Origin of the sequence: Kitasatospora sp. SolWspMP-SS2h, from assembly GCF_003259315.1 — a bacterium.
Classification (GTDB): domain Bacteria; phylum Actinomycetota; class Actinomycetes; order Streptomycetales; family Streptomycetaceae; genus Kitasatospora; species Kitasatospora fiedleri.
The window spans coordinates 30,471-43,964 of sequence record NZ_QLLT01000035.1 but is presented as its reverse complement, the minus strand read 5'-3'; the positions used below and the strand labels follow the sequence as shown (position 1 = coordinate 43,964).

Annotated in this window: 13 protein-coding genes; 6 read left to right on the top strand and 7 right to left on the bottom strand. The window is 74.4% G+C overall.

Annotation, left to right across the window (positions count from 1 at the left end):
- Positions 1–293 precede the first annotated feature (293 nt).
- From K353_RS30230 to K353_RS30200, 7 genes are all read right to left on the bottom strand, one after another.
- Positions 294–1,676 (bottom strand): 8-oxoguanine deaminase, encoded by a 1,383-nt coding sequence (locus tag K353_RS30230; RefSeq protein WP_111556693.1) that lies wholly within the window; start codon positions 1,674–1,676, stop codon positions 294–296.
- Positions 1,637–3,043: a nucleobase:cation symporter-2 family protein gene (locus K353_RS30225; protein WP_111556692.1), complete on the bottom strand. Its 1,407-nt coding sequence runs from the start codon at positions 3,041–3,043 to the stop codon at positions 1,637–1,639. Before K353_RS30225 ends, K353_RS30230 begins: the two co-directional genes overlap by 40 nt.
- 209 nt (positions 3,044–3,252) lie before the next feature.
- Positions 3,253–4,173, bottom strand: a complete 921-nt coding sequence (gene pucL, locus K353_RS30220; protein ID WP_111556691.1) for a factor-independent urate hydroxylase — start codon at positions 4,171–4,173, stop codon at positions 3,253–3,255.
- 31 nt (positions 4,174–4,204) lie between these two features.
- The gene (uraH, locus tag K353_RS30215; protein ID WP_111556690.1) at positions 4,205–4,537 is read right to left on the bottom strand and encodes a hydroxyisourate hydrolase; all 333 of its coding nucleotides are present in this window, start codon (positions 4,535–4,537) and stop codon (positions 4,205–4,207) included.
- 46 nt (positions 4,538–4,583) lie between these two features.
- Positions 4,584–5,090 carry a 2-oxo-4-hydroxy-4-carboxy-5-ureidoimidazoline decarboxylase gene (uraD, locus tag K353_RS30210; protein WP_111556689.1) on the bottom strand — a complete coding sequence of 169 codons (507 nt, stop codon included), beginning with the start codon at positions 5,088–5,090 and terminating at the stop codon, positions 4,584–4,586.
- A gap of 162 nt (positions 5,091–5,252) precedes the next feature.
- A complete protein-coding gene (locus tag K353_RS30205) occupies positions 5,253–5,624 on the bottom strand; it encodes a helix-turn-helix domain-containing protein (protein WP_111556688.1) in 372 nt (123 codons plus the stop codon).
- Positions 5,621–5,908: a thiamine-binding protein gene (locus tag K353_RS30200; protein ID WP_111556687.1), complete on the bottom strand. Its 288-nt coding sequence runs from the start codon at positions 5,906–5,908 to the stop codon at positions 5,621–5,623. The genes K353_RS30205 and K353_RS30200 overlap by 4 nt, the downstream gene beginning before the upstream one ends.
- Positions 5,909–6,105: 197 nt before the next feature.
- Between K353_RS30200 and K353_RS30195 the strand changes: the two genes are divergently transcribed.
- The 6 genes from K353_RS30195 to K353_RS30170 all read left to right on the top strand — a co-directional run bounded on the left by K353_RS30195 (position 6,106) and on the right by K353_RS30170 (position 13,392).
- Complete coding sequence (locus K353_RS30195; protein WP_111556686.1) at positions 6,106–6,951, top strand: TIM barrel protein; 846 nt, start codon at positions 6,106–6,108, stop codon at positions 6,949–6,951.
- Positions 6,952–6,988: 37 nt separating this feature from the next.
- Complete coding sequence (locus K353_RS30190; protein ID WP_111556685.1) at positions 6,989–7,885, top strand: 2-hydroxy-3-oxopropionate reductase; 897 nt, start codon at positions 6,989–6,991, stop codon at positions 7,883–7,885.
- Positions 7,886–8,095: 210 nt separating this feature from the next.
- Positions 8,096–9,220 (top strand): glycerate kinase, encoded by a 1,125-nt coding sequence (locus K353_RS30185; RefSeq protein WP_111556684.1) that lies wholly within the window; start codon positions 8,096–8,098, stop codon positions 9,218–9,220.
- 112 nt (positions 9,221–9,332) lie between these two features.
- Positions 9,333–10,718: an allantoinase AllB gene (gene allB / locus K353_RS30180; RefSeq protein ID WP_111556683.1), complete on the top strand. Its 1,386-nt coding sequence runs from the start codon at positions 9,333–9,335 to the stop codon at positions 10,716–10,718.
- Positions 10,708–11,856: an allantoicase gene (alc, locus tag K353_RS30175; RefSeq protein WP_111556682.1), complete on the top strand. Its 1,149-nt coding sequence runs from the start codon at positions 10,708–10,710 to the stop codon at positions 11,854–11,856. Before allB ends, alc begins: the two co-directional genes overlap by 11 nt.
- Before the next feature lie 75 nt (positions 11,857–11,931).
- On the top strand, positions 11,932–13,392 hold the full coding sequence (locus K353_RS30170; protein ID WP_111556681.1) for a catalase: 1,461 nt from the start codon (positions 11,932–11,934) through the stop codon (positions 13,390–13,392).
- Positions 13,393–13,494: the final 102 nt, after the last annotated feature.

Genomic DNA, 13,494 nt, shown 5'->3' with positions numbered 1-13,494 from the left:
CCGCCGGTGTGGAGCAGCACGCACCGGCCGGTCCAGCGGCGGGTCGCCTCCATGAGCAGCTCGTCGCCCTCCATGGCCCGGACGTACGAGGAGACGGTCGGCCGGTCGGTGCCGAAGTGGTGCAGCAGCCGCTCGTGCGGCAGCGGCCGGACGGCGCCCAGCCCGCCGTAGCCCGGAGGGCCGGTCCGGACGGCGGCGTGGGTCGGCCCCGGACCCTTCGCCGTGGGTCCGGGGCCGTGGTCCGGGGGCCCGCCGTCGTCCCTGGCGGCCGGCCCCCGGGGCTCGGTGGGGCGTCAGCCGCGGGCGGCCAGGTCGCGGGCGGCGCGGGCGGCGGCGAGGGCGATCCGGTCCTCGTCGGCGGTGGTCAGGCGGCCGTTCTCGACCACCGGGTTGCCGTTGACGAACAGGGCGGTCAGCGGCGGCAGGGCGCCGAGGACGAGCGCGGCGACCGGGTCGGCGATCGAGGAGTGCAGCACCCCGTCGACCTTCCAGAGCGCGAGGTCGGCGAGCTTGCCGGCCTCGATCGAGCCGATCTCGGCCTGCCGTCCCAGCACCCGGGCGCCGCCCATGGTGCCCAGGCGCAGCGCCTGGCGCACCGTCAGCGCGTCGGGGCGGCCGTGCAGCCGGTTGATCAGCAGCGCGTTGCGCAGTTCGGTGCCCAGTTCGCCGGACTCGTTGGAGGCGGTGCCGTCCACGCCCAGGCCGACCGGCACGCCCGCCCTCAGCATGTCGGGGACGCGGGCGATCCCGGCGGCCAGCCGGGCGTTGGAGGACGGGCAGTGCGCGACGCCGGTGCCGGTCTCGGCGAACTTGGCGATGTCGGAGTCGTTCATGTGGACGCAGTGCGCCATCCACACGTCCTCGCCCAGCCAGCCCGTCGACTCGAAGTAGTCGGTCGGGCCCATCCCGAACAGCTGCCGGCAGAACTCCTCCTCCTCGGCGGTCTCCGAGCCGTGAGTGTGCAGCCGCACGCCCTTGCGGCGGGCCAACTCGGCGGACTGCCGCATCAGTTCGGTGGAGACCGAGAACGGCGAGCAGGGCGCGATCGCGACGTGCAGCATCGAGCCGAACGAGGCGTCGTGCCACTTGTCGACGGCGGACTCGGAGGCGGCGAGGATCTCGTCGGTGTCCTCCACCGCGTGGTCCGGCGGCAGCCCGCCGTCCTTCCGGCTGCGGTCCATCGAGCCGCGCAGCGCGGTGAACCGCAGGCCCAGCTCCTGCACGCCCGCCACCGAGGCGCCCAGCACGTCGCCGCCGCCGCGCGGGAAGACGTAGTGGTGGTCGGAGGCGGTGGTGCAGCCCGACTTGAGCAGCGCGGCGGCCGAGCCCTGGGTGGCGGCGTGCACCAGGTCCTCGTCGATCCGGGCCCAGGTCGGGTACAGCGCCACCAGCCAGTCGAACAGGATGCTGTCCTGGGCCAGTCCGCGGGTGATCCACTGGTAGAAGTGGTGGTGCGTGTTGACCAGCCCGGGGGTGAGCAGGTGCCCCTCGCCGTCGATCCGCCGCGCCACGTTGTCCAGCCAGGCGGGCGCGGGCCCGTCCCCGACCGACTCGATGGTGTTGCCGAGCAGGACCACGTGGCCGCGGGCGTACTCGGTGTCGTGCGCGTCGACGGTGGCGATCGCGACGTTCTCGATCACGATCCGCCGGTCGGCGGCGGGGGGCTGGACTGCCATGGGGGGACTCCTTGGAGGGAACGGCCGGCGGAGCCGACGTGGTGGAACAGCAGGTTGAGCAGCACCGCGGCCAGGCAGCCGGCCGAGATGCCCGAGTGCATCAGGGTGCGGACGGCCTCCGGGAACCCGTCGTAGAAGGTCGGCACGGCGATCGGGACGATCCCCACCCCGAGCGAGACCGACACCAGGATGGTGTGCGAGGTCGACTCCATCCCGGCCTCCGCGAGGGTGCGGATGCCGGACGCCGCGACCGTGCCGAACAGCACGATCCCCGCGCCGCCGAGCACCGGCTGCGGCACCAGCGACACCAGCGCGCCGAGCACCGGGAACAGCCCGAGCAGCACCAGGATGCCGCCGCCGGCCGCGACCACGTACCGGCTGCGCACCTTGGTGAGCGCCACCAGGCCGATGTTCTGGGCGAACGCGCTGCACGCGAAGCCGTTGAACACCGGGCTGACCGCGGTGGCCAGGCCGTCGGCGCGCAGCCCGGCCGCCAGGGTCGGCTCGTCGGCCTCGCGGTCGACGATCCGGCCCAGCGCCAGCATGTCGGCGGTGGACTCGGTCATCGAGACCACTATGACGATGCACATCGACACGATCGCCGCGGCGTCGAACCGCGGCCCGCCGAAGTGGAACGGCGAGGGCAGCGCGAACACCCGGGCGTCGCCGACGGCCGAGAAGTCGGCCAGGCCGAGCGGGAAGGCCGCGGCGGTGCCGACCGCCAGGCCGATCAGCAGCGACATCTGCTGCCAGAAGCCGCGCAGCAGCCGGTTGCCCAGCACCACCGCGGCCAGCGTGAACGCGGCCAGGCCGACCGCCTTCGCCGAGCCGTAGCCGGGCGCGCCCGGCGAGCCGCCGCGCGCCCAGTTGACCGCCACCGGCAGCAGCGACACCCCGATCAGGGTGATCACGGTGCCCTGCACGACCGCCGGGAAGAACCTGACGAGCCGGCAGAAGTACGGCGCCGCGAGGAAGCACAGGACCCCCGCGACGATCACCGCCCCGAAGACCACCGGGAGGGCGTCCTGCGGGCCGTGCTCCTTGGCGATCGCCAGCATCGGGGCGACGCCGGCGAACGAGACGCCGTTGACGAACGGGAGCCGGGCCCCGATCCGCCAGACGCCCAGGGTCTGGAGCAGGGTGGCCAGTCCGGCGGTGAACAGGCTGGCCGATATCAGCAGGGCGAGTTCGCCGGGGCTCAGCCCGACGCCCGCGCCCACGATCAGGGGTGGAGCGACCACGCCGGCGTACATCGCGGCGACGTGCTGGAGCCCGGTGCCGAGCAGTTTCGGCGGGGAGAGCACCTCGTCGACCGGGTGGGTGGGGGTGGAACCGTCGTCGGTGGTGGGGGTGGTGCGGAGTGCCATGGAAGAGCCCCTTTGCTGTCCCTGGCTCTCGGCGCAACCCGGGCGCTGGAGAGGGCGGGTGGATCGGCCGGAGGGCGGGACGACGGTGCAGGGTCCCTCCGGGGCGCTCTCCGGCCCCCGGGACTGCCGCCGTGAGGGCGGGCACGGTCTCCGAACGGTGTGGGGGAGGGAGCGGAAGCGCGGTGCCGCGTGCGGCGGGTGGCGGTGCGTCAGGCGACCGGGATCACCGGGGTGACGCCCTCGCGGTGCACGGTGCCCTCGATCAGGCCGTACATCCGGTCGGCGGCGAAGTAGACCTCGTTCTCGTTCTTCAGTCCGAACGGTTCCAGGTCGACCAGGAAGTGGTGCTTGTTCGGCAGCTCCAGGCGGACCTCGTCCACCTCGGCGCGGTTGTTCAGCACCCGGGTGCCCATCGCGTGCAGGGTCTGCTGCAGCGAGTAGGAGTAGGTCTCGGCGAAGGCCTCCAGCAGGTGGCGGCGCACCTGCTGGTACGAGCGGTTCCAGTTCGGCTCCGGCTGGCCGTCGCGGCCGTGGAAGCCGAACGCCCAGCGGGCCGTCACCTGGGTGGCCAGGATGCGGTCGTACGCCTCCTGGAGGGTGGTGTACCGGTCCTTGATGTAGCCCCAGAACTCGGAGTTGGTGGTGTTCATCACCACCAGGTCCTTGAGTCCGGAGACCACCCGGAACCGGTCGCCGTCGTACACCACCTCGGTGGTGCGGACCTCCTGGCCCTTGCGGACGAAGGAGTGGCCGACCTCCTCGGAGCCGATGAACCGGGAGGAGGAGTCGGGGGTCCTGATCCGCTCCCAGCCGTACTCCTCGACCCGGATGCGGGCGCTGTGGACCACACCGCGCTCGGTGTCGTCCACGAAGTGCCGGGCCAGCAGGACGGCGAAGCCCTCGGCGGACTCGATGCCGTGCTCCTTGGCGTAGGCGTACACGGTGTTCTTGGTGGTGTCGGTGGGCAGGCAGTTGGCGTTCGAGCCGGTGAGGTGCACGTCGTCGAACTCGCCGCGCAGCGAGACCGAGACGTTCAGGTCCTTGATCTCGTGGCGGTTGGAATCGCGGGAGACCCGGACGATGCGGTTCTCCGCCTTGCCGTACTGGTTCTGGCCGAGCACGTGGGCCATGACGTGGCTCCTAGGGTTCCGGACGGCCTACCTAGCTTCCGCGGTAGACCGAGTAGCCGAACGGGTTGAGCAGCAACGGCACGTGGTAGTGGTGCTGCGCGGGCGCGACCGTGAAGACGATCGAGACCTCGGGGAAGAACGGCCGCTCCGCCGACCCCGCGTAGTACGCGGCGGTGTCGAACAGCAGCCGGACGACCGAGCCCGCCTCCGCGGCCGGCAGGTCCCTGACCCGGCCGTCGGAGTCCGTGGCGGAGGTGCCGAGCACCTGCCAGCCACCCTCGGTGTGCAGTGCCAGCTCGACCGGTACGCCCGCGGCCGGGCGGCCGAGGCTGGTGTCGAGCACGTGCGTGGAGATGCCGGTCATGATGGGGAAGACCTCACTGGATGGCAGGGAGTGACTGTCCGTCAGGTCACTGGGGCGCGTCAAGCAGGCGGTCGAGACGGATCTCGTTGATCTTCCGCAGCTCCTCCCGGACGGTCTCCGCCTCGGTGGCGGGGTCGTTCGGGTGGCGCGCGCGCAGCGCGGCGAGCATGCCGTCCGCGGTGCGCCCGGTCGCGCAGACCAGGAACACGTGGCCGAACTTCGCCTCGTAGGCGGTGTTGGCCGCGCGCAGTTCGGCCAGGACGGACGGGTCGGCGTCCCGGACGCCGGCCTGCTCGCGCTCGGAGACGGCGTCCCCCGGCTTCGGGGTGCCGATCCGGGCGTGGCCGGCCATCGCGTCGCGCAGGTCGGCCGCGGAGAGCCCCGCCGTCGCCGCCGCGTTGGCGGCGGACAGCTCCGCGCGGTCGTGCCAGGGGCGGGTCGCCGCGACGGCGGCGGCCCAGGCGGGGCTGGAGCAGACCTCCAGCAGGAGCTCCCGCAGTCCGGCCGCGTCGGTGGCGGCCAGGGCGGCGAGGGCAGGGGGTGGCTGGGTCACGGTGGACCTCCTGAGGGTTGGTGCCACCCGCACAAGCTAGATCGGCCGCAACAGGCCGTCAACACTTTGTTGAACTGTTTGTGGGGACGGCGCACGGCGCCGGGTCCGCGACCCGACGCCGTGTGCGATCCGCCAAATCCCCGGGGCCGGGCCCCGGCGGGGTCAGGACTTCTCCTGCCGGTTCAGGTAGTTGTACACCGTGAACCGGCTGACGCCGAGCGCCGACGCGACCGTCTCCACCCCGTGGCGGACGGTGAACGCGCCGCGCTCCTCCAGCAGCGCGACCACCCGCTGCTTCTCGGCGCGGTCCAGCTCGGCCAGCGGCCGGCCGTCGAACTGCCGGGCCATCTCCGCCAGCAGCCGGTCCAGCGCGCTGCTCAGGTGCGGCAGCCGCACGGCGACGGCCGGGGCGCCGTCCCACTCCAGGACGACGTCCTCCGCGCGGGCCGCGGACGGCTCGACCGCGGTCGCGCCGACCGCGGCCAGCAGGGGTTCCAGGGCGGCGGCGAGCGGGTGGTTCAGGGCGTCGCTCACTGCTTATCCCCTCCTTCGCGTCCTTCCGGGCCGGCCGCCCCCGGGGCGCCGGGCTCCTCGTCCAGCACGCTGACCTGGACCGAGATCCGGCTCGCCCCGGCCGCCAGGGTCTCCCGCAGCAGGCGGGTGACGGCGGCCAGGGCCGGTTCGGCGTCGCCCTCGGCGCTGGTGCCGAACGGCCCGACCGAGACGGCGAGCCCCGCCTCGTCCACCACCCGGCGCGCGGCCCTGGCGTGCTCGGGGAACCCGTCCAGGTCGAACGGCTCTGTCGTGAACTCCACCATCAATCGCACCCGCCCACCTTAGCGATCCGGCCGGTCCGGACGATCGGACAGGTGGGCGCGGGCGGACGGCGGGCGGTCCGGGTGGCTTCAACAAAATGTTGCGACGTCCTTGACAGCCTCGGGCGGCGACGGAGAAGCTTCCGTCAAGCAGAATCCAGCTTCCGGATCGTGGAAGTTGCACGGCGAGAGAGCGAGAGGTGAACGACGTGACCGCTGCCGCCCAGCACCGCTTCACGGTCAACCTGTCCATCCTGTTCGGCGAACTGCCCCTGCTGGAGCGGCCCACGGCCGCCGCGGCGGCCGGCTTCACCGCCGCCGAACTCTGGTGGCCCTTCGGTGAGGACCCCGCCCCCGGGGCGGACCAAACCGACGCGCTGGTCGCCGCGTTCGAGGACGCCGGGGTCGAACTGACCGGCCTCAACCTCCTCGACGACCTGGTCCGCGGCGCCCGCGGCACGCTCTCCCTCCCCGCCGAGAGCGCGCGCTTCCGGACGAACCTCCCGGTCGCCACCGCCCTCGCCGCCCGCCTGGGCACCGGCGCGCTGAACGCCCTCTACGGCAACCGCGTCCCCGGCACCGACCCCGCCGAGCAGGACGCCCTCGCCCTGGAGAACCTCGCCCTCGCCGCCCGGGCCGCCCACTCGATCGGCGCGGTCCTGCTGGTCGAGACGCTCAACCGGGCCGAGTCCCCCGACTACCCGCTGGTCACCGCCGCCGCCGCGGTCGACGTGGTCGACAAGGTCAACGCCGCCACCGGGCTCGGCAACGCGAAGTTCCTCTGCGACCTCTACCACCTCGCCCGCAACGGCGAGGACCCGGGCGCCGTCATCGAGGCGCACGCCGACCGGATCGGCCACGTGCAGATCGCCGACACCCCCGGCCGCAACGAACCCGGCACCGGCGACCTCGACTTCGAGGACCTGTTCGCCCGCCTCACCGCCGCCGGCTACCGCGGCCGCGTCGGCCTGGAGTACCGCCCGGCCGGAGGCGTCAGCGCCGAGAGCTTCGACTGGCTGCCGCGCGAACTGCGCGCCGCGCGCTGAACCCCCCTCACGCCACTCACCTAAGGACCCGCACGCGATGAGCCGCAAGATCGCCTTCATCGGCCTCGGCATCATGGGCAAGCCCATGGCCGTCAACCTGGTCGGGGCCGGCCACCACGTCACCGGCTACAACCTCACCCGGGAGCCCATCGACGCCCTGGTCGCGGCCGGCGGCCACGGCGCCGCCTCGATCGCCGAGGCCGTCGCCGACGCCGAGGTCGTCATCACCATGGTGCCCGCCGACCCGCAGGTCGAGCAGGTGATCCTGGGCGAGGACGGCGTCCTGGAGCACGCCCGGGCCGGCGCCCTGGTCATCGACATGTCCAGCATCACCCCGCAGACCTCGATCAAGGTCGAGGCCGCCGCCAAGGCCCGCGGCATCCGCACCCTGGACGCCCCCGTCTCCGGCGGCGAGGCCGGCGCCGTCGAGGCGGTGCTCTCCATCATGGTCGGCGGCGCGGCGGCCGACTTCGCCGAGGCGAAGCCGCTGTTCGACGCGCTCGGCACCACCGTCGTGCACGTCGGCCCGGCCGGCGCCGGACAGACCGTCAAGGCCGCCAACCAGCTGATCGTCGCCGTCAACATCCAGGTGCTGGCCGAGGCCGTGGTCTTCCTGGAGAACGCCGGCGTCGACCTCGCCGCCGCCCTCGACGTGCTCGGCGGCGGACTGGCCGGCTCCACCGTGCTGAACCGCAAGAAGGGCAACATGCTCGCCCGCGAGTTCGCCCCCGGCTTCCGGATCGACCTGCACCACAAGGACATGGGCATCGTCACCGACGCCGCCCGCGCCGTCGGCGCCGCGCTCCCGCTCGGCGCGGTCGCCGCCCAACTGGTCGCCTCCGCCCGCGCCAACGGCGACGGCTCGCTCGACCACTCCGCGCTGCTGCGCGGCGTCGAGCGGCTCTCCGGCCGCGAGGTCAAGCAGGTGCAGTGACCGGACTCCCCCCGGCGGCGCGCACCTGTCCGCCCGCGCCCGCGCCGCCGGGGGGGCACGAACCCCTCCCCGCCGAGGGGAGCCTCCCGCACGGGAGGTCGGCGGGGAGGGAGACTCTCGGGCATCCGGGTGGCGCGCGTCCGGGGGCCCGGACCCCCGCCGCCCCCGGCCCCGTTCCGCCCGCTCGTTTCTGCAGAAAGGCCCGGTGCCGTGCGAGGTCATGTGGTCGTCGCCCCCGACAAGTTCAAGGGGTCGCTGGAGGGCGCCGAGGTCGCCGCGCGGATCGCGGCCGGCATCCGGCGGGCGGCGCCCGGGGTGGAGGTGCGCGAGCTGCCGGTGGCCGACGGCGGGGAGGGGACGCTGGCGGCGGCGCTCGCGGCCGGGTTCTCCCGGGCGGAGGTGAAGGTCGCCGGGCCGACCGGCCTGCCGGTGGTCGCGGGGCTGGCGGTGAAGGGGGAGACCGCGGTGGTCGAGCTGGCGCAGGCGTCCGGGCTGGCCCGGCTGCCCGGCGGCCGGACGGCGCCGCTGGCCGCCGGCTCGTACGGGGTCGGGCAGCTGGTCGCGAAGGCGGTCGCGCTCGGGGCGACCCGGGTGGTGCTGGGCCTCGGGGGGAGCGCCTGCACCGACGGCGGTGCGGGCCTGGCGCAGGCGCTGGGCGTCGAGCTGTACGACGCGGAGGGCGCGCCGCTGCCGCCCGGCGGGGCCGCCCTGCGGCGGCTGGCGCGGGTGGAGCCGGGCCCGCTCGCGGACGGGCTGCGCGGGGTGGAGGTGGTCGTCGCGTGCGACGTGGACAACCCGCTGCTGGGCCCGCGCGGGGCGGCGGCCGTCTACGGCCCGCAGAAGGGCGCGGACGCCGCCGACCTGGTGGTGCTGGAGGAGGGGCTGACCCGCTGGGCGGACGCGGTCGCCGGGCTGACCGGCCGTGAGGTCCGGGACGCGCCGGGCGCGGGCGCGGCCGGCGGGGTGGGTTTCGCCGCGCTGGCGCTGCTGGGGGCGACGATGCGCCCGGGCATCGAGCTGCTGCTGGAGCTGCTGGGCTTCGAGCGGGCGGTGCGCGGGGCCCGCCTGGTGGTGACCGGCGAGGGCTGCCTGGACGCGCAGACCCTGCACGGCAAGGCCCCGGCGGGGGTGGCCGCGGCGGCGGCCCGGGCCGGGGTGCCGGTGGCGGCGGTGGCCGGGCGGCTGGAGCTCGCCGAGCGGGAGTGGCGGGCGGCGGGCTTCGTCGAGGCGCTGGCGCTGGCCGAGCTGGCGGGCGGTCCGGCGGAGTCGATGGCCCGGGCGGGCGAGCTCGCGGAGCTCGCGGGGGAGCGGCTGGCCGCCGCGCTGCTGCGCTGACGGACCGTCGCCCTCTCGTACGTTCCCACATTGACGTTTTGTTGAAGGCGAGCCTAGGCTCCCAGCACTCCTTCGACCCACCCTCGCTCCCACGACGCTCGGAGGTCCCCTCATGCCCATCGACGCCGCGGTGATCCGCTCCCGGCGGGTGGTCCTGCCGGACGGCGAACGCCCTGCCGACGTGCTGGTCCGGGCCGGCCGGATCGAGCGGATCGCCCCGCACGGCACCCCGCCCGCCGACGGCCGGCCGCTCACCGACCTGGGCACCACCGCCCTGCTGCCCGGCCTGGTCGACACCCACGTGCACGTCAACGAACCCGGCCGCACCGACTGGGAGGGCTTCGCCTCCGCGACCAGGGCCGCCGCGGCCGGCGGCGTCACCACGATCGTCGACATGCCGCTCAACTCGATCCCGCCGACCACCACCGTCCGGGGCCTGGCCGCCAAGCGGAAGACCGCCGAGGGCCAGGCCTGGGTCGACCTGGGCTTCTGGGGCGGGGCCGTACCCGGCAACACCGCAGACCTCGAACTCCTGCACCGGGAAGGGGTGTTCGGCTTCAAGTCCTTCCTCGCCCCGTCCGGGGTGGACGAGTTCCCGCACCTGGCCACCCCCGCCGACCTGGAGTCCGCGCTGGCCGAACAGGCCCGGCTCGGCGCGCTGGCGATCATCCACGCCGAGGACCCGGCCGTGCTGGACGCCGCCCCCCAGGTGCCCGGCGCCCACTACCGCGACTTCCTGGCCTCCCGCCCGGACGGCGCCGAGGCCGCCGCGGTCGCCGCCCTGCTGGCCGCCGCCCGCCGCACCGGAGCCCGGGTGCACGTCCTGCACGTCTCCTCCGCCGCCGTCCTGCCGCTGCTGCGGCAGGCCCGCGCGGACGGCGTCCGGGTCACCGCCGAGACCTGCCCGCACTACCTGACCCTGGCCGCCGAGGAGGTCCCCGACGGGGACACCGCCTTCAAGTGCTGCCCGCCGATCCGCGACGAGTCCAACCGCGACCTGCTCTGGCAGGCCCTCGCCGACGGCGAGTTCGCCGCCGTGGTCTCCGACCACTCGCCCTCCACCCCCGACCTCAAACTCCTCCGGCGGCACGGCGGCAGCGGCGACTTCGCCGCCGCCTGGGGCGGCATCGCCTCCCTGCAACTGGGCCTGCCCGCCGTCTGGACCGAGGCCCGCCGGCGCGGCCACACCCTGGCGGACGTGGTCCGCTGGATGTCCGCCGGACCCGCCGACCTGGTCGGCCTGACCGGCACCAAGGGCGCCATCGCGCCCGGGTACGACGCCGACCTGGTGGCCTTCGACCCGGACGGCGAACTGACCGTCCGCGCCGAGCGCCTCCACCACAAGAACCCGGTCACCCCGTACGCGGGCCGCACCCTCACCGGGCTGGTCCGGCACACCTGGCTGCGCGGACGGCCCGTCGACCCCGACGGCGCCCCGTACGGCCGACAGCTCACCCGACCCCGAACGCCGAACGAAGGAGCACCAGTTGAGTACTGACCTGACCCCGGACGCGCCCTTCACCGAGCTGGTCGACCTGGCCTCCCGGCTGCTCGGCGCGGGCGTGGTCGCCACCAACGAGGACACCTTCGCGGACGCCGAGAACCTGCTGGTCGCCAAGCCCGCCGAGTTCCGCCCGCACACCTTCGGCCACAAGGGCCAGATCATGGACGGCTGGGAGTCCCGCCGCCGCCGCGGCACCAGCGCCGAACAGCCGCACCCCGCCGACGACGACCACGACTGGGCGATCGTCCGGCTCGGCGCCGCGGGCCGCATCCGCGGCGTGGTCGTCGACACCGCCCACTTCACCGGCAACTACCCCGAGACCGCCTCCGTGCAGGCCGCGTCCGTCCCCGGCCACCCCTCGCCCGAGGAACTGGCCGCCGCCGAGTGGACCGACCTCGTCCCGCGCACCGCGCTCAAGGGCGACACCGCGCACCGGTTCCCGGTCGACGACCCGACCCGCTGGACCCACGTCCGCCTGAACATCTGGCCGGACGGCGGCGTCGCCCGGCTGCGGGTGCACGGCGAGGTGCTGCCCGACCCGCGCGAGCTGGCCGGCCTCACCTTCGACCTCGCCGCCCAGGAGCACGGCGGCGTCGCCGAGGCCGCCTCCGACCGCTACTTCTCCTCCCCGCACCACCTGAACGCTCCCGGCCGCGCCACCGTCATGGGCGACGGCTGGGAGACCCGGCGTCGGCGCGACAAGGCCAACGACTGGGTGCGAGTGGCCCTGGCCGGGGGCGGCGAGGTCCTGGCGGCCGAGGTGGACACCTCCCACTTCGTCGCCAACGCCCCCGGCTGGGCCGAACTCGTCGGCACCGACGGCGAGACCGAGACCGTCCTGCTGCCGCGCACCCGCCTGCAGCCCGACACCCGCCACCGCTACCGGCTCCCGGCGGGCACCCCCGTCACCCACGTCCGGATCAACGTCTACCCCGACGGCGGCCTCGCCCGCCTGCGCCTCACCGGCCGCCTCACCCCCGCCGGCCAGGACGCGCTGGCCCTGCGCTGGTTCAACGCGCTCCCGCTCCGCGAGGCCCGCGAAGCCCTCGCCGCGGCAGGCCTCCCCGCGGACCTCGCCGAGGCCCGGCCCCTCACCGACGCGACGGCCATCCGCCCGCTCCACGAGAGCTGAGCCGGGGGGCGCGCCCACCGGGGTCCGGGCCCGCCCGCCGCAGAGTCCCTCACTCCACACGCCCGAAGGATCACCATGCCCAGAACCCTCACCACCGAGTCCGGCGCGCCCGTCGCCGACAACCAGAACAGCGCTTCGGCGGGCGCGTACGGCCCGCTGCTGCTCCAGGACCAGCACCTGCTGGAGAAGCTGGCCCGGTTCAACCGGGAGCGCGTCCCGGAGCGGGTGGTGCACGCCCGCGGGTCGGGCGCGTACGGGTACTTCGAGGTGACCGACGACGTCTCGCGGTACACCAGGGCCGCGTTCCTCTCGGCGGTCGGCAAGCGCACCGAGCTGTTCCTGCGCTTCTCGACCGTCGCGGGCGCGCTGGGCTCCACCGACGCGGTCCGCGACCCGCGCGGCTTCGCCGTCAAGTTCTACACCGAGCAGGGCAACTACGACCTGGTCGGCAACAACACCCCGGTGTTCTTCATCAAGGACCCGCTCAAGTTCCCGGACTTCATTCACTCGCAGAAGCGCGACCCGTACACCGGCGTCCAGGAGCCCGACAACGTCTGGGACTTCTGGGCGCACTCCCCGGCCTCCACCCACCAGATCACCTGGCTGTTCGGCGACCGCGGCATCCCGGCCTCCTACCGGCACATGAACGGCTTCGGCTCGCACACCTACCAGTGGGTCGACGCCGAGGGCCGGGCGCACTGGGTGAAGTACCACTTCAAGACCAACCAGGGCATCCGCTCGCTGGACGCCGAGCAGGCCGCGCAGACCGCCGGCGGGGACGCCGACAGCCACCAGCGGGACCTGCGCCAGGCGATCGAGCGCGGGGTGTTCCCGTCCTGGACGCTGTACGTGCAGCTGATGCCGGTGGAGGACGCCGCCGACTACCGGTTCAACCCGTTCGACGTCACCAAGGTGTGGCCGCACGCCGACTACCCGCTGGTCCGGGTCGGCCGGCTGGTGCTGAACCGGAACCCGGAGAACGTGTTCGCCGAGGTCGAGCAGGCCGCGTTCTCGCCGAACAACTTCGTGCCCGGCATCGGCCCGTCGCCCGACCGGATGCTCCAGGGGCGGCTGTTCGCCTACGCCGACGCCCAGCGCTACCGGCTCGGCGTCAACCACACCCAGCTGCCGGTCAACGCCCCGCGGGCGGCCGGGGCGGCCAACTACGGGCAGGACGGGTACGCCGCGCTGAACCCGAACGGCCGGAACCGGAACTACGAGCCCAACTCGTACGGCGGCCCCGCCCAGACCGACGAGTCGCTGCACGCCCCGCAGCCGCTCTCCGGCCACACCGGCACCCACGCCACCCCCGCCCACAGCAAGGACGACGACTTCTTCCAGGCCGGCGAGCTCTACCGGCTGATGACGGCGGACGAGAAGTCCCGCCTGATCGCCAACCTGGCCGGCTCGCTCGCCCAGGTCGGCCGGGACGACGTGGTCGAGAAGAACCTCGCCCACTTCCACGCCGCCGACCCGGACTACGGCAGCCGCCTCGCCGCGGCCGTCGCCGCCCTCCGCGCGGCCCAGCAGGACTGACCCTCCCCGCCCGCCCGGCCGGACCGGCTCCGGCGTGCGCCCGAACGGACCGGCTCCGGCGGGTGCGCGCCGGGGCCGGTCCGGCATATGCGTGTCAAGGGG

Coding starts and splice junctions, on each gene's coding strand:
- K353_RS30230 (WP_111556693.1), bottom strand. CDS start 1,676: ATGGCAGTCCAGCCCCCCGCCGCCGACCGGCGGATCGTGATCGAGAAC.
- K353_RS30225 (WP_111556692.1), bottom strand. CDS start 3,043: ATGGCACTCCGCACCACCCCCACCACCGACGACGGTTCCACCCCCACC.
- pucL (WP_111556691.1), bottom strand. CDS start 4,173: ATGGCCCACGTGCTCGGCCAGAACCAGTACGGCAAGGCGGAGAACCGC.
- uraH (WP_111556690.1), bottom strand. CDS start 4,537: ATGACCGGCATCTCCACGCACGTGCTCGACACCAGCCTCGGCCGCCCG.
- K353_RS30200 (WP_111556687.1), bottom strand. CDS start 5,908: ATGGTGGAGTTCACGACAGAGCCGTTCGACCTGGACGGGTTCCCCGAG.
- K353_RS30190 (WP_111556685.1), top strand. CDS start 6,989: ATGAGCCGCAAGATCGCCTTCATCGGCCTCGGCATCATGGGCAAGCCC.
- allB (WP_111556683.1), top strand. CDS start 9,333: ATGCCCATCGACGCCGCGGTGATCCGCTCCCGGCGGGTGGTCCTGCCG.
- K353_RS30170 (WP_111556681.1), top strand. CDS start 11,932: ATGCCCAGAACCCTCACCACCGAGTCCGGCGCGCCCGTCGCCGACAAC.